Annotated in this window: 18 protein-coding genes; 4 read left to right on the top strand and 14 right to left on the bottom strand. The window is 37.2% G+C overall.

Translation table 11 applies throughout. The features are described 5' to 3' along the window. Window positions 1–182: 182 nt before the first annotated feature. The 5 genes from RK01_RS12895 to RK01_RS12875 all read right to left on the bottom strand — a co-directional run bounded on the left by RK01_RS12895 (window position 183) and on the right by RK01_RS12875 (window position 8055). On the bottom strand, window positions 183–2009 hold the full coding sequence (locus RK01_RS12895) for an APC family permease (protein WP_016173725.1): 1827 nt from the start codon (window positions 2007–2009) through the stop codon (window positions 183–185). 269 nt (window positions 2010–2278) lie between these two features. Further along, complete coding sequence (locus RK01_RS12890) at window positions 2279–4984, bottom strand: YhgE/Pip domain-containing protein (RefSeq protein ID WP_016173724.1); 2706 nt, start codon at window positions 4982–4984, stop codon at window positions 2279–2281. A gap of 395 nt (window positions 4985–5379) precedes the next feature. After that, window positions 5380–6045 carry an HAD family hydrolase gene (locus RK01_RS12885; protein WP_016173723.1) on the bottom strand — a complete coding sequence of 222 codons (666 nt, stop codon included), beginning with the start codon at window positions 6043–6045 and terminating at the stop codon, window positions 5380–5382. Window positions 6046–6049: 4 nt separating this feature from the next. Next, window positions 6050–6364 carry a hypothetical protein gene (locus RK01_RS12880; protein ID WP_016173722.1) on the bottom strand — a complete coding sequence of 105 codons (315 nt, stop codon included), beginning with the start codon at window positions 6362–6364 and terminating at the stop codon, window positions 6050–6052. 92 nt (window positions 6365–6456) lie between these two features. Next, entirely contained in the window at window positions 6457–8055 is a 1599-nt protein-coding gene (locus RK01_RS12875; protein ID WP_244874971.1) for an AcpB/EbpR/MafR family transcriptional regulator, read from the bottom strand. 313 nt (window positions 8056–8368) lie between these two features. Here RK01_RS12875 and RK01_RS12870 point away from each other — a divergent pair, with 313 nt between their 5' ends. Continuing rightward, window positions 8369–9451 carry a sortase domain-containing protein gene (locus RK01_RS12870; protein ID WP_016173720.1) on the top strand — a complete coding sequence of 361 codons (1083 nt, stop codon included), beginning with the start codon at window positions 8369–8371 and terminating at the stop codon, window positions 9449–9451. A gap of 80 nt (window positions 9452–9531) precedes the next feature. Here RK01_RS12870 and RK01_RS12865 read toward each other — a convergent pair whose 3' ends face one another. The 6 genes from RK01_RS12865 to RK01_RS12840 form a co-directional block, all read right to left on the bottom strand. Next, the gene (locus tag RK01_RS12865) at window positions 9532–9900 is read right to left on the bottom strand and encodes a type II toxin-antitoxin system PemK/MazF family toxin (RefSeq protein WP_016173719.1); all 369 of its coding nucleotides are present in this window, start codon (window positions 9898–9900) and stop codon (window positions 9532–9534) included. A gap of 11 nt (window positions 9901–9911) precedes the next feature. Then, a complete protein-coding gene (gene alr, locus RK01_RS12860) occupies window positions 9912–11030 on the bottom strand; it encodes an alanine racemase (protein ID WP_016173718.1) in 1119 nt (372 codons plus the stop codon). 31 nt (window positions 11031–11061) lie between these two features. Next, complete coding sequence (gene acpS / locus RK01_RS12855; protein ID WP_016173717.1) at window positions 11062–11412, bottom strand: holo-ACP synthase; 351 nt, start codon at window positions 11410–11412, stop codon at window positions 11062–11064. Between the two features lie 550 nt (window positions 11413–11962). Continuing rightward, entirely contained in the window at window positions 11963–13498 is a 1536-nt protein-coding gene (cshA, locus tag RK01_RS12850; protein ID WP_016173716.1) for a degradosome RNA helicase CshA, read from the bottom strand. A gap of 326 nt (window positions 13499–13824) precedes the next feature. Then, complete coding sequence (locus tag RK01_RS12845) at window positions 13825–15171, bottom strand: UDP-N-acetylmuramoyl-tripeptide--D-alanyl-D-alanine ligase (RefSeq protein ID WP_016173715.1); 1347 nt, start codon at window positions 15169–15171, stop codon at window positions 13825–13827. A 137-nt stretch (window positions 15172–15308) separates the two neighbouring features. Next, window positions 15309–16370 carry a D-alanine--D-alanine ligase gene (locus RK01_RS12840; RefSeq protein WP_016173714.1) on the bottom strand — a complete coding sequence of 354 codons (1062 nt, stop codon included), beginning with the start codon at window positions 16368–16370 and terminating at the stop codon, window positions 15309–15311. Between the two features lie 246 nt (window positions 16371–16616). On the opposite strand from RK01_RS12840, the gene RK01_RS12835 reads away from it, so the two are divergent. Beyond that, complete coding sequence (locus tag RK01_RS12835; RefSeq protein WP_016173713.1) at window positions 16617–18338, top strand: ABC1 kinase family protein; 1722 nt, start codon at window positions 16617–16619, stop codon at window positions 18336–18338. A gap of 177 nt (window positions 18339–18515) precedes the next feature. Here the strand turns inward: RK01_RS12835 and RK01_RS12830 are convergent, their stop codons facing one another. The 3 genes from RK01_RS12830 to RK01_RS12820 form a co-directional block, all read right to left on the bottom strand. Beyond that, the gene (locus RK01_RS12830; RefSeq protein WP_016173712.1) at window positions 18516–18962 is read right to left on the bottom strand and encodes a YaiI/YqxD family protein; all 447 of its coding nucleotides are present in this window, start codon (window positions 18960–18962) and stop codon (window positions 18516–18518) included. A 113-nt stretch (window positions 18963–19075) separates the two neighbouring features. Then, window positions 19076–19738: an ABC transporter ATP-binding protein gene (locus RK01_RS12825; protein WP_016173711.1), complete on the bottom strand. Its 663-nt coding sequence runs from the start codon at window positions 19736–19738 to the stop codon at window positions 19076–19078. 32 nt (window positions 19739–19770) lie between these two features. Continuing rightward, window positions 19771–21288 (bottom strand): ABC transporter permease, encoded by a 1518-nt coding sequence (locus RK01_RS12820; RefSeq protein WP_016173710.1) that lies wholly within the window; start codon window positions 21286–21288, stop codon window positions 19771–19773. Window positions 21289–21439: 151 nt separating this feature from the next. Between RK01_RS12820 and RK01_RS12815 the strand changes: the two genes are divergently transcribed. Continuing rightward, entirely contained in the window at window positions 21440–22117 is a 678-nt protein-coding gene (locus tag RK01_RS12815; RefSeq protein WP_016173709.1) for a response regulator transcription factor, read from the top strand. Window positions 22118–22120: 3 nt separating this feature from the next. Beyond that, window positions 22121–23425: a sensor histidine kinase gene (locus tag RK01_RS12810; RefSeq protein WP_016173708.1), complete on the top strand. Its 1305-nt coding sequence runs from the start codon at window positions 22121–22123 to the stop codon at window positions 23423–23425. Window positions 23426–23714 lie beyond the last annotated feature (289 nt).

The following is a 23714-nucleotide window of genomic DNA, read 5'->3' as shown; positions in this document are numbered from 1 at the left end:
TAGACACAAAGAAAAGTGAAATGAACGTATTTAGCTTTTTCATATTAAGGAAAATTGATACGAATCAGACTTATTTCTTTTGAAAAGTATCTAATTCCTCTTTCCACAAAAAAGATCTAAAAAATACCGTTCCAAAGTGGCACGTAAGTTGCTACTTTGGAACGGTATTTCCAGGTCTTTTTTTATTTCTTCAAATGATAACTGTACGTTCCAACGACAATATTTTGACGCCAAGACAAACGCAGACGCAAACGCAAACTGGTTTGATTGTGTAAGATATTTTGCCAACGCCGCCGCGGTACAAATTGGGGAATGATTACCGTTGTCGTATAGTTATGTTTCATAGCGTTCTTGCTAACTAAATCGACATAACGGATAATCGGATTTTCAATTGAACGGTAAGAGGAATGAACAACAGAAAAACGAACATCTGGGAAATTCTGTTTGAACTCGGCTTCAATTTCTTTTTCTTTTTTTACATCTTCATCTAAAGAAACATGCATTGCCACAACGTAATCACCAATCGATTGCGCATAATTCAAAGCCCCCACATTTACACGGGTAACATTTCCGACTAAAACAATTACAGTATTGCCGTCATAGGTGTGAAGCTTGGCTTCATCTTCCATTAGACGCAGCTGTTCGGCAACTTTGCGATAATGATCATGGATTTTGTAAAAAATGAAAAGTAAGACCGGCATAATAATAAAGAAAGGCCAAATATCACTAAGGCGATAAACAAATAAAATCGTAATAATCGCGTAAGAAATAAAAGCTCCTACAATATTGGCGATTGATTTTTTTAGCCAGCCACTGCCTTGCTTTTGCCAATGACGTACCATTCCGGTTTGGGATAACGCAAAAGGAATAAATACCCCAATAGAATAAAGCGGAATTAAACGTTCTGTTGACCCTTGAAAAATAAACAATAGGACAATAGACCCAGCCGCTAGGGTAATAATCCCATTCGAATAGCCCAGGCGGTCACCACGGTCTTGATACATGTGGGGCATAAATTTATCCTTAGCCAAGTTATAGGCTAAAACAGGAAAAGCAGAAAAACCAGTATTAGCCGCTACCGCTAAAATTAACGCTGTTGTAAATTGCAGGGCGTAATACATAATCCCATGACCAAAAACAGCTTCGCCAATTTGAGATAAAACCGTTACTTCTTGTTTAGGCACAACACCATACCAATAGTTAATAAATGTAATCCCTACAAAGAAGAAGCCTAAAATACTCGCCATAATTGCTAAAGTTGCAGCAGCATTTTTTGCCCGTGGCTTTTTAAAGAATGGTACAGCATTGCTAATGGCTTCTACCCCAGTTAAAGAAGATGAACCAGAAGAAAATGCCCGTAAAATTAATGCAATCGAAATTCCCGGAACAACTGCTCCTGGTAATGCAGTCGCATTTAATGGTTGTGCGCCACTAATAATCTTAAATAATCCTACCGCAATCAAAATCGTAATTACAGCGATGAATGTATAAACCGGCACCATCAAAAAACTAGCTGATTCCCTTAAGCCCCGCAAATTCATCATCATAATAAGTAAAACGATAAAAATTGAAATGGCAACCTGATGGCCGTATAGCGCTGGAACAGCAGAAGTTATAGCTTCTGCTCCGGCAGAAACAGATACAGCAACAGTCAACATATAGTCAATTAGCAGTGAGCCTCCAGAAATAAGCCCCGCGTTACGTCCCAGATTTTCACTACTCACCACATAGGCGCCCCCACCATGCGGATAGGCATGGATAATCTGACGGTACGACAAGGTTAGTGAAACCAATAAAATAATAACAAAAGCTGCAATAGGCAATGAATACCAAATTGCTGCCGTGGACAACGCTACTAATACGACAACGATTTGCTCGGTTCCGTATGCAATGGAAGATAGCGCATCAGAAGATAATAAAGCTAACGCCGCAAAACGCGTTAATTTTTGATCATCATTTTCTGCAGACTTTAAAGGCCGCCCTACTAACAGCCGTTTTAAATAATTCACTTTTCCTTACTCCTTTACAAAATATTTAATCTCACAAACTTACTCATAGTTATTTTGTCACAACCCAAAAAATAAAAATAATTACTGCAATCAAGAGTGTATGCTACGCCTCTCATTTGAAAATGTCAATGAAAATTTCATTTAAATATCCGTGGTTTTTTTAAGTAGTTTCAAGCATAATCAGCAAAGCAAAGTAATCGCTTTCTAAAACACTTAGTAAAGAGGACAAATTGCAGCAATTTCAATTCTACAATTTGTCCTCAACTATCTTAATGGAAGAAGTGACTTTCTTTGGTCATATTTCCTAGTTTTTTGGTCGCACCCTCTAAGTATGGGTAGACAATTGCACCAACAACACCAAAGAAAATAAAGAGTCCTAACATAATGAAAATATTAGGCCAAGCATTGGGCCAATAGATTCCTCCTGCTGACTCCCGTAATAAATCAACCGCATGAGTAAACGGCAACAATGGATTAATCATTTGGAAGAACTTGCCTGAAACTTGAATGGGATAATTCCCCCCACCACCAGAAATTGAGAGCACAAGGATAATAATCGCAATCCCTTTTCCGATATTGCCAAATAAAGCTGCCAACACATAGACAATCATCATAAAGGCAAGTCCAACTAATAATCCAAATAAAACAGCATAAACTGGTTGCTTGACATCTACACCTAATAAGAAGTAATTCCCTAAGGTTACAATCAGAGCTTGCCCTACTCCTTCTGTTAAGAAAGTTAACATCCGTGCTACAAAAGTTTCCCGTTTTGAAAAACGACCTTTGTTTTTATCTTCAATGAAAACATCCGTTGCGGCAACACTAGATAACAATAATGCACCAACCCATAGACATAGCGCGGTATAAAATGGTGTGCTGGCAGAACCATTGTTTGCCATTGGGTACATTTGATTGGTTTTTAAAGCAACAGGATTGGTGAAAAATTCACTTTCTTTATTGGCATCCAGTTTCAATAACTTGATAATTTCACCAAGGTCCGCAGTTTCTTCCCCTTTTTTGATGGCCGCGGCGGCTTTTTCAATTCCAGTTCTTAGCGATGGCCAGTTATTTTGAATTAAATCTGTCGCCACATCTAAGGCTTTTTCAACTTCTGGTAATTTGTCATTCACCATTCCCATCGTACTGGTCAAATCTTTTTTAATTCCCGGCCAATCTTTTTCATAAAAATCTACCGCCAAGGCTAATTTTTTCTCAACTTCTGGCAAATCATTTTTATAGAGGTCAGCGCCTTTATTAATACCAGATACAATCGCATCCATATGGCCATTTAACATCACATTGGCATCATGTAATTCTTTGCCAATGGCTGGCATTTCTTTTTGATATTTTTCCAAAATTTTAATAGCATTGGTAATCGTAGTCTTAGTTGAAGACAATAGTGATTGAAAATCAATATGTTGCGCTTTCGTTAATAACCCATCTGCTGTGTTAATGGTAGTAATTAATTGCGTTAAACCTTTTGAAATTTCACTGGAGATTTTTGTCGCATCAATGCCACTCAAAACATTATTCACTTCATCGCCTACATTTTGGACTTGATCAATAAAATTAAGTGCTGCATTCACATCTCCCGTTTGGATATAGCCATTTAACGTTGTAACACGATTTGCTAAGCCACCAATCAACGTTTTGGCATTATTTAAGCGACTAATTAAATCTTGTAAAACTTGGCTATCATTAGCGTTGGGTAGTTTGTTGATAAAATCCACCAAATTTTGAATAATTGTCTGCTGCGTATTTAAATGGCTAACAAAATCTTGTAACGTTTTGTCGATCGCCTTTTTTTCTTCAGTGGATAACTGATTATCTTTTAAAGCTGTAGCGACATCTTCTAACGCACTATTTAATTCCGTATGAATAAATTGCAAATTATTTAAAATCATATTGACACTTTGCGTAATATTAGGAATGGCCTTTTGAAGTTCTTCGGCTCCTTCTTTTGTCGTATTCGCAAATTCTTGTGCTTGATTTCCTAATTTTTGAATATCAGGTAAAATCCCTTGGACTTGTTCAATAATTGTCAGTCCTTGTTTAGCATCCTTAATTCCGGCATTCATGGTACTCTTGATATTCTCAAAATCACCATCCACCATTGCTAACTGCTTACCTGCATTTTGTATCTCGGGAATTTTAGCCTGTAAATCCAGAATAATTGCCGCTTCTTTTTTCAATTGCGGCATTTTATCATTCAAACTGACTAATTTATTTCCCATTTCATCCACTTGTGGCAAATAATCAATAAATTGATTGGCTTTATTCAATTTTTCTTTAATTTCAGGCATTTTCCCTTTTAACGCTACAACTTCTTTGGTATAGCCTTCAATTTGATCCAAATTATCATTGGTAGTTAAAATCAAATTTTTCACTTTGTTAATGCTGACTAAATTACTATCAATATCATAGCCTACTTCATTAAATACTTTCATTAATGTATTGCTGGCAGTATCAATAAACTGACTCGAAATCTGCTCTTGCAAACTAGTGGCACCTTTATCAGCAATTTTTGGAGCAATCGCATTAATTTTTTCATTAATATAATATTCAATTGTCGGTTTTTTAATCGTCCCCGTGGTAAAACTCAACAAATCTTGGGAAAATTCTTTGGGTAAATAAATCCCTGCATAATATTTTCCCGAGCGTACGCCTTTTGTCAGGTCTTCTTTTGAATCTACAAAACGCCAACCTAACTGTTTATTCTTATGAAGCGTATCAATCACCTGATCGCCAATCTCTACTTTTTTGTCCTGTAAACTGGCACCCGCATCATCGCTATAGACGGCAATTGGCAATTCCCCAGTATTCCCATAAGGATCCCACAAAGCTTTAATGTTAAACCAAGCGTATAAAGAAGGTAAAATCATTAACGCAACAATTAGAAAAGTTGCCATCGGATTTTTAAAAATTCGTTTCCAGTCTGTTTTATATAATTCAAAAACATTTTTAATATGCTGCATATTCATCACCTTTATTTTTTTTCTGCTTGCTTACTTTACCACGCTTTAAATTTAGCTGCCATCTTAAAAAATTGTAATCCTATTGTCTTTTTGACACTTATGACAATCTGTCATAAAGAAAAGGCTTGCAATTTCGCTACATTTCCAACCTTCTTAAGCATTACTTTAAGTTTATCAAAATTATCATTATATAGAAATAAATACGGTTCTTTTGAAAAACGAATGAAAGAGGGATGACAAAAATCTTGTCATCCCTCCTTTTTCTAAAGAAACGGTATTTCAGAAGCAGCTTCTTTAGAAAACAAGCCGAAATTTCGCAAAATTCAAGAAATACTTTCTAGAAATTCCGACTTATTTCTTGAAGCTGACCACTTCTGTCACAACCGCTTTATTCTTTACAACGTTTTCAAAAAATCTAAGAGAACTTTTAAACTTGTGCCTTGCAAAAATGGCGTCAAGCCAATTTCCGCAGGATCACGATGATTGGCAGGGAGACTTTGATCTGGAATTAATACGACATTCATCCCCGCTTGCATCGCTGCTTTGGCTCCCGTCAAAGAATCTTCTGCCGCCAAGGTATATTTAGGATTTGCTTTAACTTTTGCCGCTGTAGCTAAATAAATCTCAGGATCAGGTTTTAGTTCTTTTACATCATCACCAAACGTAATCGCATCAAAAAAAGGCGCTAAATCAAAATAATCCAAGTACATCTGTCCTCTTTTTTTCAATGTTGACGTTGCGAGTCCACAGTATAGATTTTTTTCTCGGACCTTTGCTAAAGTTTCTTTGGCATAAGGCTTCAGCTTCAAGGCACCTCTAGCTAATTCATCGGCAATAAAAACTTCCCGCTCCGCTTTCATTTCTTCGACAATCTCTTTTGAACCAAAGTGATTGGCTAATTTGGCCATCGTTTGACTGGCACTTTGGCCACTCCACCCTCTCATATCCGCTTCTGTTAATGAAATACCATGATTTTTTGCAACTTTCAGCCAGCCTCGTTGATACATTTGTTCACTGTCTAATAGCAAACCGTCCATATCAAAAATTACCATTTCTATCATCAAATCACCCTAAATTCTTTGCTTTTAAAAATTTTTCCACAGTTAAATCAAACATTTCGCTGACTTTTTCTGGCGCTTGTGCATAGGACAAATTGATAGTTGGTGTTGCCAAACTATCAAAAGCGCTTAGCGGTTGTAAATTCGCTACATCAAAAGTCACTTTTGGTGCGTGAATGGTTTCTCCGCAAGGCCCTGAATGAATAATTGCAAGTTCGGCTTTATCCTCTGATAAAAAACGTAGACGATAAAAAACACCATCTAAAAATTCTCGTTGCTCGCTGTAGTTTTCTTTAATTTTTTGCCACTGCTCTTTTTTCATCCTCATTCCCCCAGTTACTCTTATTATAATCCAAAAAGTACCATCTAACCAATACTGGTTAGATGGTACTTTTTTAAGCTGCCACCGTTAGATTATTGTTTTTTACGCTTATTTAATGATTCGTCCATAATAAAGGTTGCTATGCGTTCATTCGACTGGCGGCTAGGGTAAACAGAACGACCAGAGCGGAAGTCTGCTGTATCTAGTTTTTCCAAATAACGATCCGAAGCTTCTTTTTGAATCGAAATAACACGTCTATTCAAAACATCCCAGTCCGTTTCAGAAAGATAGTTATCCACAATCATCAAGTTCCTGTTTTGATAATTATGAATCTGATCATTCGTAATCACTAAATCATATTCTTCAAATTGTTTCATTTCAACTGGTGAAATAAAAAGTGGCGATTCCTTATACAAGTCAATTTTAAATCGTTCTCCGTATTGTCCCTTTAGCAAGCTACGCAACATATTGGCATGACGTATTCCCATATCACTAACAACTAAAATTGATAGACGACGGCGTAAATTTTCTAGCTGAATCGGTAAGTTTTCCCATTCTTTTAACAAAATACATAAAACATCTGACTCCGTTTTTTGTACCCAAGGAAAATTACAGTCCTTTTCAATTTCTTTTAAATTCACACTAACAATCTTTGAAAAAATAGGATAAATACGCTGAATATTTTGAGCAGATTCTTGACTTTGATTATGCAAAATTTCACGATCATAGGGATATAGGCTATAGGTGGAATAAAGGCCCATCAATTGTTGTAAAATTTTCTTTTCATTCATTTGAGTTAAAGGAAAGTCTACTGCTTGGGAGATAGATTTTAAAAACCGTTCAAGAGCCGTCTGAATGCGTATTTCCTGTTGTTGATTGTCCCAATTATAGTATTCATGAAAAACAGTTCGACTCGTTTCACGATACCATTTAGAGACCAATTGATAATTTGTGCTCGCAAATTTTTCACTGTAACTATGATTACTTTGAATGAGATGATCTAAAAGATCATCTTCTTCAGCGTAAATCGCTTCGCTTAAAGTAAATCCCTGCGACGCACGAATAATCGTCACCATTAAAAGGTAAGCATATTCAATAATTTCATGATCATCCCATAAAATATCAAAGTCAGTTGATGTCCGCATAACAAAACAAACTAACTGTTGTCGCTCTATGTCAAAAGGCCATTTGGCGGAGCCGTAAGCCTCAAGAAAATAAGACTGATAGAAAAAGCGGACCCAACGTTCATCTGGAGCAGTAATCCGAAATGGTTTACGTTCTAGTTTTAAACCTCTTCTTTTCAAAGCCTTCGCTGTACTATTTACTAAACGATAAAAAGTGGCTTCACTCAAAAATAATTTATTAATCCAATACTCTGCATCTTGATTGGGATATAAAAATACCTGCTCGATAAACTGAAATTCATTGGAGTTTTGAATTATATTTTGGTAAATGTTATTAATTTTATTGGATTTCATCGGATGGGCCTTTATCCCACGCACTTTTGAAATATCAATATGGAGATATTCTTCCATTTCTTCATTAATATAGTTAACGTCCGTTATTAACGTTTTTGTAGAACAATTCAAATGAGCTGCAGCCTCTTCTAGCGGCCACCAGCGTTGTTGCTTAGCGAGAAATTCGATTAAGTATAAACGTCTTTTCATAGCTGTATTCAATAACATTCTCATTTAACTCACCAACTTGCCATTTTTTTAATTTTATTTTAACATATAAGTAGACCCCTAGCGATTAATTGTCGAATTTTTATTTATTAATTTTTATCACTCCAGTTTTTTTCACAAAACAGAAATTTATGAATGGTTTTTGAAAAACCAGTAACACCAATGGGTCTACTGCTGCACGAAAAATAAAAAACGTTATCTATTGTGAAATTTATTTAACTTTTACTTCGAATCTCGTTAATCTAAGAGTGTAAAGCAAGAGGTCCTAGCTAAAATCAGATTTGTTGCAGATGCAAACATAGTAATGGGGGGAAACACTATGTTAAAAAAATTATGGAGTAAAAGAGCAATAAAATTAATAATTGTTTGTTTAAGCGCTCTCGTTGCATTTCTCGTTTTTGACTTTTATACTTCTGGCACTACATATGGTAGTAACTCTGCTGCTGCTCAAACACCTAGTGATCTTATTGCTCCAACTATTTCCGGAGACGCTGCAATTACGATGGAACGCGGCACGGAATTTAAACCGACTGACTATTTTGCAGTTAGTGACGATCAAGATGAAAATCCAACCTTAGAAGTCCAAACACCACTGGATACTAACAACGTAGCTGTTACACCCGTTCTGTTGATTGCAAAAGATGAAACTGGTAATACAAGTACAAAGCAAGTTACTGTAAACATCATTGATTCAAAAGCAGAAGCCCAAGCAAAAGCTGAAAAAGAAAGAATCGAAAAAGAAAAAATGGAAAAAGAAGCAGCCGCTAAAAAAGAAGCTGAAGAAGTGGCAGCACAACAAGCTCAAGAAGCCGCACAAGCCCAAGAAAACAATGCAAATGCAGCAGACACTGCGGCGGCTGAAACACAATCTCCTACAACTACAAGCGAAGAAAACGGTAACATTAATTCGCAAGCTAACAATCAACAAGCCGCTACTAATAATGAAAATACAAGTGAAACACCAGTTGCTCAAAGTGCTCCTGCTACAATTCAACCCATGCAATTAGAAATCAATGGTAAATTTATCAATTATCAAAATGCCGGGCAAGGAAGCGGGCAAGCAGTCATTGATTCTGACCACAGTCGCGCTGCTACGTGGGGTGGCTCACCTGTTCAATCGGGTGATGATGGCTTAAATACCCACATCATTGCTCATAATCCTGGAGCTTTTGACGTCATTTTTACCCTTGGAATAGGTTCTCAATTTAGAATATCAGATGCTAGCGGTAAAGTCACCACTTATACAGTAAATGAAATCACCCAAGTTGATGATGAAGCATATCGGCTTAGCGATGGCGCAGACTATTGGGATAAAATGATTGGTACAGGCGGCGGCGAAAGAGTCACTTTACAAGCCTGTATCAACGATATTCATAATCTCGTAGTATTTGCTTCTAAATAAAAAATGCTTGTCCTCTCACGAGTATTAAATAATAAAAAAGCACTTCAACAAGCGCCAGAACTTGTTGAAGTGCTTTTTTATTATGTAGCCTGCGGTGCAGGCGTTAAATCTGCTAAACCCACGCTAATGCGCAATGCACGATCTACAGCTTTCATCGTACCAGAATCTAAAACGCAGACTTTCTCCTTCAAGCGGCTTTTGTCAATCGTTCGAATCTGTTCTAATAAAATTACCGAATCCTTATTAATGCCACTATCTGTCGCCTTAATGCCGACATGAGTAGGCAATTTAGGTTTTGCCATTTTAGCTGTAATTGCAGCCACAATTACAGTTGGGCTAAAATGATTGCCCCGATCATTTTGGATAATTAAAACAGGGCGAATCCCTCCCTGTTCAGATCCTACAACCGGTGACAAATCAGCAAAGAAGATATCTCCGCGTTTCACCATTTACCTCATCCTCATTCAATATATTCCCGTGGCACTCGCGGCGAAATGCCACAAGCAACTTCGTAGTGAATTGTCTCTAATTTCTCTGCAACTTGTTGTAATGTAATCTCATGTCCACCGTTTTTCCCAATCAATGTTACCTTTGTTCCAACAGGCACCTCATGAGGCAAACGAATCATTATTTGATCCATACAAACCCGTCCTACAATTTCGCAAAAATTGCCATCAACTAAAATATGAAATCCTTGTAGTTTTCGTAACCAACCGTCTGCATAACCAATTGGAACAGTTCCAATCCATTCTGGTTTGGGGGTAATATACGTTTCGCCATAACCAATGCCATAATCTTTCGGCAGTTGTTTTACCTGAACAACTGCCGAAACTAACTCTAACGCTGCTTTCAATTTATACGGCGCTGCTACTGCTTGACCAGAAGGATTCAGACCATATAGTGCCACACCATACCGAACTAAGTTCCCAATAGGTTCATGCCATAAGGCAGTAGCACTATTGCTATCATGAACATAAAGCGGCTGATAAGGCAATTGTTCCAAAATAGCCATAAATCGATTTTTTTGTATTTCATAATATGATTTTTCAGCTTGATCAGCTGTAGCAAAATGTGTAAAAATCCCTTCCCATTCTATTTGAGGAATAGATTCAATGAGACGAACTGCCTCATTTACATTTTCAGAAGCCAAAAATCCAATTCGTCCCATTCCTGTATCGACCTTTAAGTGGACTTTTAGTGATCGTGGTAATTGTTCTAACTGAAGTATCATTGCTGCATCTTTTAACCACGTCAACGTTGTCACCGGAAAAGCTAGGTCATATTCACTCAATAAGTGTATATGAGCCGTCTCTACTACACCTAAAACTAGAATCGGTTGGGTAATCCCCGCTTCTCTCAATTCAATGCCTTCATCAATTGTGGCCACACAAAAACCGTTCGCACCAGCTTTTAAAGCGGCATTGGCTACAGCCACTGCTCCATGACCATACCCATCTGCTTTAACCACAGCAAAAAGGTTCATTTCTTGCGATAATTGTTGCAAGATATTTTCAATATTTTGAGTAATAGCGCTTAGATCGATAATCGCTTTAGTCGGTCGGTGAATGGATGTAACCACGGTTTTTCCTTCTTTCTCTATTTAAACAAACTTAATCTACTAATAAAATTTGGGCAAATGCAGTTTCGTCGGTGTGAGTAATACTAACAAAAACTTGTCCATTATGAGGAGAGGCTGTCATTTTGGGCGCCCCAAACGCATCGGGAAGTATTTCTAACTCTTTGAAAGTCACTTTGCCAATTCCCGTTCCCCATGCTTTAGAAAAGGCTTCTTTACAAGCATAACGTCCACCTAAAAATTCAACTTGTCGTTTAAAAGGTAACCCTTGAAAAATGGTTAATTCTTTTTGTGTTAAAACACGACTAGCAAATTGTGGTTTCTCAGTTATGATCTTTTTAATTCGACTTAATTCAACAGCATCAATGCCAATTCCTTTTATCATTTGTAAACTCCCACAATACAATTTTCGTGTAATTCATATGATGCTTTTTACTAGTATTATTCTACCAAATGTCGCGAGAAAAACCATTAAAAGACTTCACATCTTTCAAAAAGCTGTAACTGATTATTATAAAGTGATTTTTATTCAAACTCAAGCGTAACGCAAATACCAGTGTTATGTAAACCCTTTTTTAAATAAAAACTGTAAATCTTATCTACACCAAAATTTATATTTTTGTTAACAAATATGAAAAGCTGACCGGATTCGGTCAGCTTATTGCTGGAGCTAGTTCGCTCTTGAAGCTCGACATCCAGAAGAGTGAAAAAAAAGTGGGTAATGCTTTACCCTTAAGGAAGAATTATACGAAATTTTTCTCAAGTTTCTGGTAATTTTGACTTAATATCGCTAAGTGTTCCTCCGGGTAGTGAGACATCCAAAGCCTTGGTATCTCATCTTTATTATTGTGAAAATCTTATAATTTCATTACCTATCCCTATAAAAAAAACAACGAATCAAGATAAATTGATTCGTTGTTTTGAGCTAATTCACATTAATCTTGGTTGTTGCGAATAACGAAGTTGCGTTTTCCGCCACCATCATTTTGTCGACGGTCATCACGACGACGGTCGTTGCGTTTTTGACCTTCTTTGTTATAATGGCTGTTTTTGTTTTTATTGCGGTAATTGCCACCATCTTTACGGTTGCGATTGTTTCCGCCACCACTACCACCACGACGGCTATTTTTATTAAACCCTTTTTTACCACTTGGCAAAGGACGTTCTGGTGTAATTTTAACCGGAACAGCGTCTGCTGGATCTTTGGCAATCGTTTTTAGTAACAAAGCGACTAAAACTTCTGGGTCATAACCTTCAATCAGTTTTTCTGCAGTAGTCATGTAACGTTCCAAACCATTTTCTTTTAAGCCATCTTCAATTTGTTGTACCGCAGCACCTAATTGACCCTTGAAAGCTTCTTTTTCAGTTGGGGGACGCAATGTTGACATCCGTTTTTTCGTTAAGTTTTCAATGACATGCAAATAACTCATTTCATTTGGTGTTACAAAAGTAACAGACATTCCGCCTTTACCGGCACGACCAGTACGGCCGATACGGTGAACGTAACTTTCAGGATCTTGTGGAATATCATAGTTGTAAACATGTGTGACACCAGAAATATCCAATCCGCGGGCAGCCACATCGGTAGCAACTAAAATATCTAATTGACCCGATTTAAAAGCGCGTAAAACACTCATCCGTTTTTGTTGTGATAAATCGCCATGAATTCCTTCAGCGCGATACCCACGAGCTTCTAAGCCACGTGCTAATTCGTCTACCCGACGTTTTGTCCGGCCAAACACAATCGCAAGATCTGGTGTTTGAACATCTAATAAACGTGTCATAACATCGAATTTTTCAAAATCTTTGGCCCGAACATAATATTGATCAATCAAATCAGCAGTCATTTCTTTGGCTTCAATTTGAACATGTTCAGGATTTTTCATGAATTTTACGCCAATATTTTTAATTGCTGCAGGCATCGTCGCAGAAAATAGTAATGTTTGGCGTTCTGCAGGAACTTGGGAGATAATTTTTTCAATATCTTCCAAAAAGCCCATGTTCAACATTTCGTCAGCTTCGTCTAAGACTAATGTCCGAACAGTTCCTAATTTCAATGTGTGACGGTTAATGTGGTCTAGCATTCGACCCGGTGTCCCAACAACGATATGGGGACGATCTTTTAAGCCGCGAATTTGGCGACCAATATCAGCGCCACCGTAAACGGCTTGTACGCGGATTTTTTTGTCCCGTCCTAAACGGTACAATTCTTCTTGCGTTTGAATCGCAAGTTCACGAGTAGGTGCAATTACAAGTCCTTGCAATGAATGGTCATTGGTATCAATTTTTTCCAACATTGGTAAACCAAAAGCAGCTGTTTTACCAGTACCAGTTTGTGCTTGGCCGATTACATCGCGACCTGCTAATGCTAATGGAATTGTTGCTGCCTGAATAGGGGTTGCTTCTTCAAAGCCGGCCCGCTCGACAGATTGCAATAATTCAGGTGATAAATTAAGTTCGTTAAATTTCAAAAGTTTCCTCCTTGAGATGTGGTTCTTATCTATTGTATTTGATGCCCTCTACCGAAAATAACTCTCGGCAGCCTGCTGCCAAATAGCAAAAGAGGAGGGCCAAAAGAGGCACAATCAAAAAGCCGAGTTAACTTTCAAAACATATCTCTATGCTTTAGCTCAATCATTGTCTACTTTTGTACCGTCCTCTTAACTTCAAAAAGTGAAATTCACTTTACCCTTGATTTTCGGTATCGCGTCATTTTAACACAGAATGAAACTTTCAGCAAGTTTTCAAATCTAATATGCAATAAAATAGAAGTAAAAGAACAAAAAATGACTACTTTTTAAATCAATGCCGCTACAACTTCTGTTAACCCCATACCATTACTGCCCTTTAAAACAATTGTATCCTTAGGCTTTAGTTCTGCTTGAATCATTTTGATGAGCTCTTTTTTATTCTCTTTATCAAAATGATAAACCATTAGCTGGCTATCTTTTTGCGTTAAAGCATTAAACAAGGCTTTCATCTCATTGCCATATAAGAAAATTACATTAAAGCGATCGTCAATGTGATTGGCCATACTCCCGTGCATGTCAGCAGAATCCGGCCCTAATTCCAACATATCCGCTAAAACTGCTAACTTGCGTCCTTCTGTTTTTAAATTGGCGACTGTATCGAGGACTAAACCCATTGCAGTGGGATTGGCATTATAAACATCACTTAAAATCTGTGCGCCATTTTTTGCCGTCAGCCACTCTGTCCGATTTTTAGTTAATTGAAATTCAGCCAATCCTTTTTTAATATTTGCTAAAGACACGCCAAAATATTTTCCTAGAGCATAAGCAATCAGCGCATTGTTAACATTATAGCCACCAATAACCGGGATGGTATATTCAATCTCATCAATCAGGAATGTTGTCTTTGTTTTATCTTCTGCTGTTATAGTTGCCGTTAAATTCCCATCATTCAAACCAAATGTAGTAATTTTTTGTGGTAAATCCGTAACAAGTGGCGTTAATAAAGGTTCATCCGCAGGAATGACCAATAAGCCGTCTCTTTTTAAACCGGCGGTAATTTCCATTTTGGCAATTGCAATGCCCTCACGAGAACCCAGATTTTCAATGTGAGCCTCACCTATAATAGTAATAGCCGCTGCATCGGGTTGCGCTAATAAAGATAATTCTGTCAATTCTCCGGCGTGATCCATGCCCATTTCTAAAACCAAAACTTCGCAATCTACCGGCATATGCAGGATAGTATATGGCATGCCAATATTATTATTATAATTTCCTTGTGTTTTATAAGTTTTAAATTGGGTTGCCATTACAGCCGCCGTCATATCTTTTGTCGTTGTTTTACCATTACTACCTGTGATAGCCGCAACTTTTGGGCGCACTTTTTGCAAATAATATTGTGCTAAAGCTTGAAACGCACCTAAAACATCTTCAACAAAAATGACAATCATATCTTGGGGTGCTTTTTTTATATCTTGACTCCAAAAGGTCGCAATCGCACCATTTTCTTTAGCAGCTGTGACAAAGTCATGGCCGTCACGCTCACCAGCCAACGGAACAAATAGTCCCCCGGGAGTAATATTACGGCTATCAAATTCAACACCTGAGATAGCCGTTTCCGCTTTGATTTCTTCTTGCTCAAATAAAATAGCAATTTCTTTAATGGTTAAGTTCATTTTCGTCTCCATTCTATTCATATTAATAAGAAAAGGTACTTGGATGCAGTTGACCCTTTAAAAAACTGGCTTCAAATTTCTTATATGAAAGACTAAAAAAGGTGAGATATTCTGCAAAGAATCATCTCACCTTTTCTTTATTTCACGTCGGTTAAAAAGCTTTGCCGTTGTTCAAAACGTTTTAATGCTAATTGAATCAACTCTTCAATTAAGTCCCCATATTTTAGGCCCATTTTTTCCCACAATGATGGGTACATGCTATATTGGGTAAAACCTGGCATTGTATTTAATTCATTTAAGAACAATTCATTTTTATTCGTTAAAAAGAAATCACAACGCGACAAGCCACTTCCACCTAGCATAACGTAGGCTTTTTTAGCAAAATCTTGTGCTTTTTGTTGTACGTCTTCTGGTATTTCAGCCGGAATCTGCATGATAATTTGGTTGTCGATATATTTGGAATTATAGTCATAAAAAGCGACATCTTTTACAATTTCACCAGGTAAAGTAGTCCGAACATCTTCGTTACCTAAAATTGCAACTTCAATTTCCCGCGCTTCAATTCCTTGTTCGACAATTGCCCGCGTGTCATATTTATACGCTTCTTGCAATGCATTTTGCAATTCTTCTCTGTTTTCAGCTTTTGAAATGCCGACAGAAGAACCCATGTTGGCTGGCTTAACAAACATTGGGTATAACAGCGTTCCTTCACATTGCTCAAAAATTTGTTTAGGATTTTCTTTCCACAGATTTTTCAAGACTGGCACATAAGGTACTTGTGGAATACCCGCAGCTTGTAGAATATATTTGGTCATGATTTTATCCATGCCACAAGCACTTGTTAAAACTCCCGCCCCAATATAAGGCATATCAATGGTTTCTAAGAAACCTTGAATCGTCCCATCTTCTCCGTTGGGTCCATGTAATAATGGAAAAACAACTGCGTCCTCTTCTTTAATTGTACTTGGTGAAATAATTTCGCCAGTAGCATCTTCTACATCCCAAGTTAATTTAAGAACAGATTCATTTTTAGGTTTGTCAGTTAGCAATGGTCCTTTGACCCACTTGCCATCTTTTGTGATGAAAACTAGTTGGACTTGATAGTAGTCGTAGTAAATCGCATTCAGCACTGAATAAGCTGAAAGAATTGAGACATCATGCTCGGCACTGCGACCGCCATATAATAATACGATTTTCAAAAGTATTTCCTCCCGTGATCAACTCACATCTTTTTTATCTCTCACATTTTAGCACAAAAAAACCTTTCGCGACATATTATTTCCAAAGTCGTACGTTCTCGTAGCAGTTTTATGACTGCCATTTGCTTTTTTCCCCGTCTCAGACTGACTTTAGTTGAATTATTTGTCACAAAAGCGTTTAAACAGTACCATAGAAGAAAAGCATGCAGTCTTAGTTTGATCAAACGGTGTATAGGAGGTGTCACAATGAGCCAAGAAGTTTCAAAAAAGAAACGTTTACAGACCATTATCAAGGTCTTTACCAAATACAAAGTCATTCAAAATTTTAGCCAGCAAAAAAATCCAACTGCTGTTCGTTCCGCTTTTGAAGAATTAGGACCGACTTTTATTAAAATTGGGCAAATGTTATCTGTTCGCACCGACTTACTTTCGCCGGCCTATATCGAAGCGTTTAAAAGTTTGCAAGATGACGTCAAAAGCGATGACTTCGCAAAAGTAAAAACGCTTTTAGAAAATGAATGGGATTTGAACATTTCAGACATCTTCAGCGACTTTGAAGAAAAAGCCTTTGCCTCTGCTTCCATCGGACAAGCCCACAAAGCGACACTAAAAAGTGGTCAAAAAGTAGTGGTCAAAGTCCAGCATCCAGGTATCATTGACGCCATTAATGTTGATTTAGCACTGTTTGAAAAAGCAATTCCGCTAATTTCAAAAATTCCAGAAGCTAACGTTGTTGATTTACGGAGTGTTCTAAGAGAGGTACGTACTTCTTTAGATAATGAGACTGATTTTCTAAAAGAAAGTAAAAATGCAGACCGCTTTTATAAAAACAACAATGATTGGCATGAAATTAAAGTTCCACAAGTTTTCCACGAATATTGTACAAAAAAAGTTATTGTTTTAGAATTTATGGCGGGAAAAAGCTTACGTTATTTACTGGATGATTCTCCTGAAAAAATTGCATACAAGAGTGTTACTAATAAAGAATTAAAGAAAAAAATCGGTCTTTTATTAGTTGAATCTTTTATGAAACAAGTTTTTGAAGATGGCTTTTTTCATGCAGATCCTCATCCTGGTAATCTTTTTTTACACATGGTCAATCCCGCTGTCGAAGCTACTTCCAATGTACGAGTGGGTCGTTTTGGCCTCTTAGGTTACGAGGCAACTTGGAAAAATCAACCAACATTACCCCCATATCGCCTGATTTACTTGGACTTTGGCATGATGGGTAGTTTGGATGATGCTTTGCGCGGCAAATTGACCGATGCAGTTATTGCCCTTTATACCCAAGATACTGCCGCTGTAGCCCAAGCTGTTTTGCGTTTATGTCGCCAAGAAGGACCTTTTGATGAGTATCGTTTTCACGACGAATTGGAACAGTTTTTAACCGAATACTATCATCTCTCATTAAAAGAAATAGATTTACAACAAGTATTAAGTCAAGTTATCGGAATTTGTCATGCGAATAATCTACAAATGGATCAAGCTGTCACGATGTTAATTAAAGCCTTTGGAACATTGGAGGGCGTTGTGGAAGATTTAGATCCCGAACTTTCAATGATGGAAGTTTTACAAAATTTCGCCCAAAAATATTTCTTTAAACAATTTGACTTAAAAGAAGAAGCCAAACGTCAAGGCTTAAATCTATTTAAAAACTTACGAAATTTACCGAATTTGCCGGAAAAAATCAGTAACGCTTTAGATACTGTTAGTAATGGCAAAAGCCGCGTTAATCTAGAAATTAAGGAGCAAAAACAAATTTTGGACCGACTAGAAGCGATGGTCAATCGTATCGTCGTAGCCGTAGTTTTAGCAGCTGTGATTTTAAGTTCTTCCTTATTAGTTGTTTCAAGTCCAGATACCCAGCCACAGTTTGTTGATAATTTGGGATTATTTGGCTATACTGCCGCTTTTGTGACGATCTTATTATTGGCTATTAGCTATATTTACCGCCGCTTCAAAAAGTAGGGACATCTTGGTTCTATATAAAAAATCCAGCATGAACGCCCCCTGCTCTCCACGGCCATAGCTAGACAATATCCTTGGTATATCAAACTTTATCTCTTGTGAAAAAGATAGAATCCTCTTACCCAAAAAAGCGGTGTTCAACTAGAAGTTATTCCTTTTTCTAGTTGGACATCGCTTTTATTTTACTTCTTTTAATAGCTTTTCTAACTTTGCAACAAACCTTTGCCGTTCCTCTGAAGTAAAAGCTTTGGGGCCTTTCGTGCGTTGACCAGCTTTTCTTAATTTAGCCCCTAAATAACGTTGCTCCAACAATTGGTCAATTGTTTCTGGTAAATATTCTTTACCACTATGATGAAAAACGCGGGCACCTTTGGGCAAAACTAATGACGCTAAACCATAATCTTGGGTAATTACCCAATCACCGGCTTGAATTTCCTTTACGATGCGATAATCGGCACTATCGGCCCCCTTATCCACATAAATGAAATGAACAAAATCAGGATAGGTTTCTGTTGTATAATGATCGACACTCGTTACAATTAAAGCCTCGCGACGATATTTTTTTGCTAATGCAATCACTTCTTTTTTTACCGGTGAACCATCACCATCCACTACAAAGCGCATCTTTTCTCTCCTTATTCAATAAATCGCAATCTTTTCATCTAGTATGAAGGAGAACTATTTTTTTAGCAAATAAAGGAGTATTTATGCGTATGCCACGCAGTAATGTAAACTATCTAACGAATAAGCTGTTGAAATTCTTTATTCTTTAGTTCATAAACCGCATCACAAGCAGCCGCTACTTCCTGTTCGTGGGTAACTAAAATAATGCATTTATTTTGTTCGTGAGCAATTTTTTGAAACAAGGTAACAATATCCTTTGATGTGGTCTCATCTAAGTTTCCTGTCGGTTCATCGGCTACAATCAAACCATGATCACAACATAACGCGCGCACAATCGCTACTCGTTGCTGTTGCCCACCAGAAAGTTGGGTTACTTTTTTATCAGCCAAATCATTTGTAATTCCCACTTGCGCCAGATTATCTAAAGCATAAGCTTTTGGGTCACTCTGTTGTGTTTTGGCAATGGCCATTGCGGTTAAAACATTATCCACCGCAGACATATAAGGTAACAAATTGTAAGCTTGAAAAACAATAGAAACGTCTTTACGGCGATATTCTTGCAAGCCAATTTCTTTTAAGGATTGACCATTATATAAAATATTTCCGGCTTTTGGCGTATCCAATCCAGTGATTAAGGATAAAAAGGTTGTTTTGCCCGACCCGCTACTACCCAAAATAGCGTAAAGCTTTCCCGCTTCAAAATTCAAATTTACCGTTTCAAATAATGGCCCGTCTGGTTCATACCAATAGCCCAAATCTTCAGTTGTTAGCATCATGTGTTGTTCCTCCTTTAATTTGTAATTAATATTTACGAGACTAAAATCTTTTTAGGATTTAACCGTAAAATTCCGACACTAGCCAGTAAGATAGCAAACATACTGATAAATAGACCCATTGCTGCCAGGCTGGCAATTTCAGTTGGAGAAACACTAATCTTCAGTTCTTTTACTTCTTCACTTGTTTGCAATGCACTGCCAAAACCGCGTTGTGCTCCGGGACCTTGATTGCCGCCTTGGGCTTGCATCCCTTGTCCATCTGGTTTGCCACCTTGTGTATTCGCACCGGGACCTTGATTAGTAGTCGCCACCGCCGTTGTTTCACTTTGTTGTGCTAATAATTGATTTCCAACCGCATTCCCAACGACATTGCCACTAAATGTTGCAATTACTAATGCAAAAAGCATACAAACAAAAATTTCACTAAAAAATTGCAAAATTACTTTAAAACGTGATTCGCCCAATGATAATAAAACACCAATTTCATAACGGCGTTCGCGTATGGTTAACATCACAATTAAAGTCAAAATAATGACGCCTGCAACTGCCACTAACAAAATAATATTTTTGGCAAAACCCGCCACATTATTTAACGGTTGTAACATCTGTTGATACATTTGATCATTAGTCTGTAAACTGTAAGTATCGGTATCTATTAATTTGTCAGCTTTTTTTACAAAACTCTCCATCTCTTTTGGATCTGATAAATCATACACAGCCGAATCAATCGTATCGGCACTGTCGCTACCTTTTAAGTCGTTTGCCAATGTATAAGAAGTGAAAATCGTATTGGCTGGATTCATAAAGTTAAAACGCATCCCCATACTTGTGCCGCTATCACTTGTTTCATAAATTCCTTTGATTTTAACTGTGACTTCTTTATCATCACTATCTTTTACTTTGAAAGTATCGCCGACTGTTAAATCATTGGCTTCTGCAAGAGAAGATTCAATTAAGACATTATTACTATTCTCGTCTGTTTGTGTTAATGCCTCGCCGGATGTAATTTTTGCCGTACCAGCAGAAAAACTAGAATACGCCCCACTTGCTAAAACGCCTGTAATCTGAAAGTCGCCTTGTGACATTTGACCTTTTCCGCCTGGCATCTGTCCTGCAGGCGCATTGGCAGATTCTTCACTATCAGTACTATCAGTATTTTCACTACTTTCACTAGAAATCGGTTCAATACCGCTGCTTTTATCAGCCGAAGTACTCACTTCAAAGGAATAAGACTTTACGCCCGCTAAAGCTGCAATTTTTTTGGCGTCGCTTAATTTTACCGGTGTCATTTCAAAACTACCAGGATCTGGTTTTTCACTTTCACCGGTAGAATTTTCACTATTTGTTTTAAACATTGCCTCTCGATTTGTCGCAAGCGTCACCGTAGCCCCAACACTTTTTTTAGCATTTTCACTTGCTACTTCAGCAGCACTTTTAATCGTTAGCCCAGCTAAAACAAAGATTAAAATCGCGGCAAAAACAGCAATCAATAATAGACTGCGGCCTTTTTTGGCCCAAAGACTTTGATAAGCCCGTTTTAAGAAATTCATTTTATGCCCTCCTGTTATTTTTGCTGTATTACAGCCTTAGCATATTTACACGAGCTTAAACTTAGCTTAAAGCCAATCAATGACTTTTTTTAAAAAGCAAATTAAGTTTCATTTAGGATAAACATGATAAAATGAGCACGAGGTGAAAAATATGTTGAAATTACTTATTGTCGAAGATGAACAGACTCTATCTGATAATATAAAAGAAATTATCCAACCCTTAGGTGAAATTACCCAAGCTTTTGATGGTGAAACAGGCTTATTTGAAGGGCAAAGTAATATTTACGATGTCATTTTATTAGATTTAATGTTACCCGAAATAAATGGCTATGAAGTCTTAGCCAAGCTACGGGAGCAAAATATTCAAACACCTGTTTTGATTTTAACGGCCAAAGATGGTATTGATGATAAAGTAACTGGTTTTCAAAAAGGAGCCGATGATTATCTGACAAAACCCTTTTATCGCGAAGAATTGTTGTTGCGAGTAAAAGCACTTTTGAAACGTTCCTTAGGTTTATATGAAGAAAGTATCTTATCTTATGGCCCTATTAGCTGCAACTTACAAAGTAATCAAGTGACTTTTCAGGAGACTGTTTTGCCCATTCAAGGAAAAGAATTTGAATTGCTCGTTTATTTTATTCAAAACAAAGGCGTCATTTTAACAAAAGAACAAATTTTTGATCGTATTTGGGGATTTGATTCTGATACAACCATTACTGTGGTAGAAGTCTACATGAGCCATTTACGCAAGCATTTAAAGCCCACCGGAATCGCAAATGACTTTAAAACATTGCGCAATGTTGGTTACTTATTGCAAGAACAGGGGTAAAAGATGAATACAGAAATTTCCAAAAAACAACGCCGCCAATTCTTTTTACTAAATGCTGGCGCTTTTGCGCTTATTTTTCTTTTATTAGGATTTATCGTTTTGCAGCTGTTACAAAGTTCAGCTTACCGTCAAACAGATGAATCTTTAAAAAATATTAGCCAAGATGAGCGCACGATTACAACTGAAATCACTCGGCTGAAAGAAGACAATCCTTTTTTAATGCAAAAATCAGATTTGCCCCCAATGGGAAACCGGAATAATCGTTTTAACTCTCAAATCATTTTGTGGAGTGCTGATGGTAAAATTTTGAATAAAGCCGTTTTAGGCGGTCGTTTTACAGAATTACAAAATTTAAAACTATCGCAAAATAACTTGGCAACGATTCAAACTTTGAGTGTGAAAACTGATGATCAAACACTTCATTTTCGTTCGATTACCCGCAAATTAGATACTCCGCAAGAAGATGTTGCTTATATTCAATTGTTGGAAAATACGGATCAAATTGACGCATCTTTGCAAACTTTCAAAACTATTTTAATTGTATGTATGGTGATTTTTTGGCTGCTTTCTTTAGCTGTTAGTTATTTTCTTTCTAAAAAAAATATGGCTCCCATTATTAAAGCATGGCAAAAGCAGCAAGAATTTGTTGAAAATGCTTCTCATGAATTACGAACCCCTTTAACAATTATTCAAAATAGTTTGCAAAAGTTATTTACGAGACCAAATCAAACGATTTTAGAAGAGTCTGAGTCCATTGCCCAAGCCTTAAATGAAACCAGGCGGCTTACTTCTTTAACAAATGATTTGCTGACGATTGCCAGAAGCGATGCTAATGAAACAACCCTGGCTTTAAATACTTTACAAACACAATCCTTTATTTCTCAGTTAGCCAAACCTTTTCAAGAAATTGCAGGCCTAGAGGATAAAACTTTTATTTTAGAAAATTATGCTAATGAAAATGTGATAGTCGATGAAAAAAAGATTCATCAACTCTTGGTTATTCTTTTAGACAATGCACTAAAATACACGCAAGAAAAAGATAAGATCATCTTACTTTCCCAAATTACCCATGATGATTGGCTATTAGAAGTACGTAATACTGGGGCTAATATCAGCGATGAAGATAAAAAACAAATCTTTGAACGTTTTTATCGCGAAGAACGTTCCCGCAATAAAAACAGCGGTGGCTTTGGCTTAGGACTGGCTATCGCACAGCAGATTGTTAAAGAACATCACGGCAAGCTTTCTGTTCATGAGTTAAATCCTAAAGGTGTTATTTTCCGTGCCAAGATTCCATTTAAAAATTAGACACCAAGAAAAGTTGAACAAACCCCTTCAGCTTTTTGGCATTAAGGCAGAATTATACGAAACTGTCCCTCAAGTTTCTTGAAATTTCAGCTTATTGCCGTCAAGAGTTCGTTTATGGAGCTAGATCAAAGAAAAGCGAAATGAACGTGGTTAGCTCTCAAGCAATAAGATGGAATTTGAATAAATTGTTCTTCAAATTTCTTGAAATTTCAGCTTATTGTCGTCGAGAGTTCGTTTATGGAGCTAGATCAAAGAAAAGCGAAATGAACGTGGTTAGCTCTCAAGCAAT

This window comes from Enterococcus dispar ATCC 51266 (assembly GCF_000406945.1).
GTDB classification, from domain to species: Bacteria; Bacillota; Bacilli; order Lactobacillales; family Enterococcaceae; genus Enterococcus_C; species Enterococcus_C dispar.
This window is presented reverse-complemented; position numbering and strand designations above follow the sequence as displayed.

Coding starts and splice junctions, on each gene's coding strand:
- RK01_RS12890 (WP_016173724.1), bottom strand. CDS start 4,984: ATGCAGCATATTAAAAATGTTTTTGAATTATATAAAACAGACTGGAAA.
- RK01_RS12885 (WP_016173723.1), bottom strand. CDS start 6,045: ATGATAGAAATGGTAATTTTTGATATGGACGGTTTGCTATTAGACAGT.
- RK01_RS12880 (WP_016173722.1), bottom strand. CDS start 6,364: ATGAAAAAAGAGCAGTGGCAAAAAATTAAAGAAAACTACAGCGAGCAA.
- RK01_RS12875 (WP_244874971.1), bottom strand. CDS start 8,055: ATGAGAATGTTATTGAATACAGCTATGAAAAGACGTTTATACTTAATC.
- RK01_RS12870 (WP_016173720.1), top strand. CDS start 8,369: ATGTTAAAAAAATTATGGAGTAAAAGAGCAATAAAATTAATAATTGTT.
- RK01_RS12865 (WP_016173719.1), bottom strand. CDS start 9,900: ATGGTGAAACGCGGAGATATCTTCTTTGCTGATTTGTCACCGGTTGTA.
- acpS (WP_016173717.1), bottom strand. CDS start 11,412: ATGATAAAAGGAATTGGCATTGATGCTGTTGAATTAAGTCGAATTAAA.
- RK01_RS12845 (WP_016173715.1), bottom strand. CDS start 15,171: ATGAACTTAACCATTAAAGAAATTGCTATTTTATTTGAGCAAGAAGAA.
- RK01_RS12835 (WP_016173713.1), top strand. CDS start 16,617: ATGAGCCAAGAAGTTTCAAAAAAGAAACGTTTACAGACCATTATCAAG.
- RK01_RS12830 (WP_016173712.1), bottom strand. CDS start 18,962: ATGCGCTTTGTAGTGGATGGTGATGGTTCACCGGTAAAAAAAGAAGTG.
- RK01_RS12825 (WP_016173711.1), bottom strand. CDS start 19,738: ATGATGCTAACAACTGAAGATTTGGGCTATTGGTATGAACCAGACGGG.
- RK01_RS12820 (WP_016173710.1), bottom strand. CDS start 21,288: ATGAATTTCTTAAAACGGGCTTATCAAAGTCTTTGGGCCAAAAAAGGC.
- RK01_RS12815 (WP_016173709.1), top strand. CDS start 21,440: ATGTTGAAATTACTTATTGTCGAAGATGAACAGACTCTATCTGATAAT.
- RK01_RS12810 (WP_016173708.1), top strand. CDS start 22,121: ATGAATACAGAAATTTCCAAAAAACAACGCCGCCAATTCTTTTTACTA.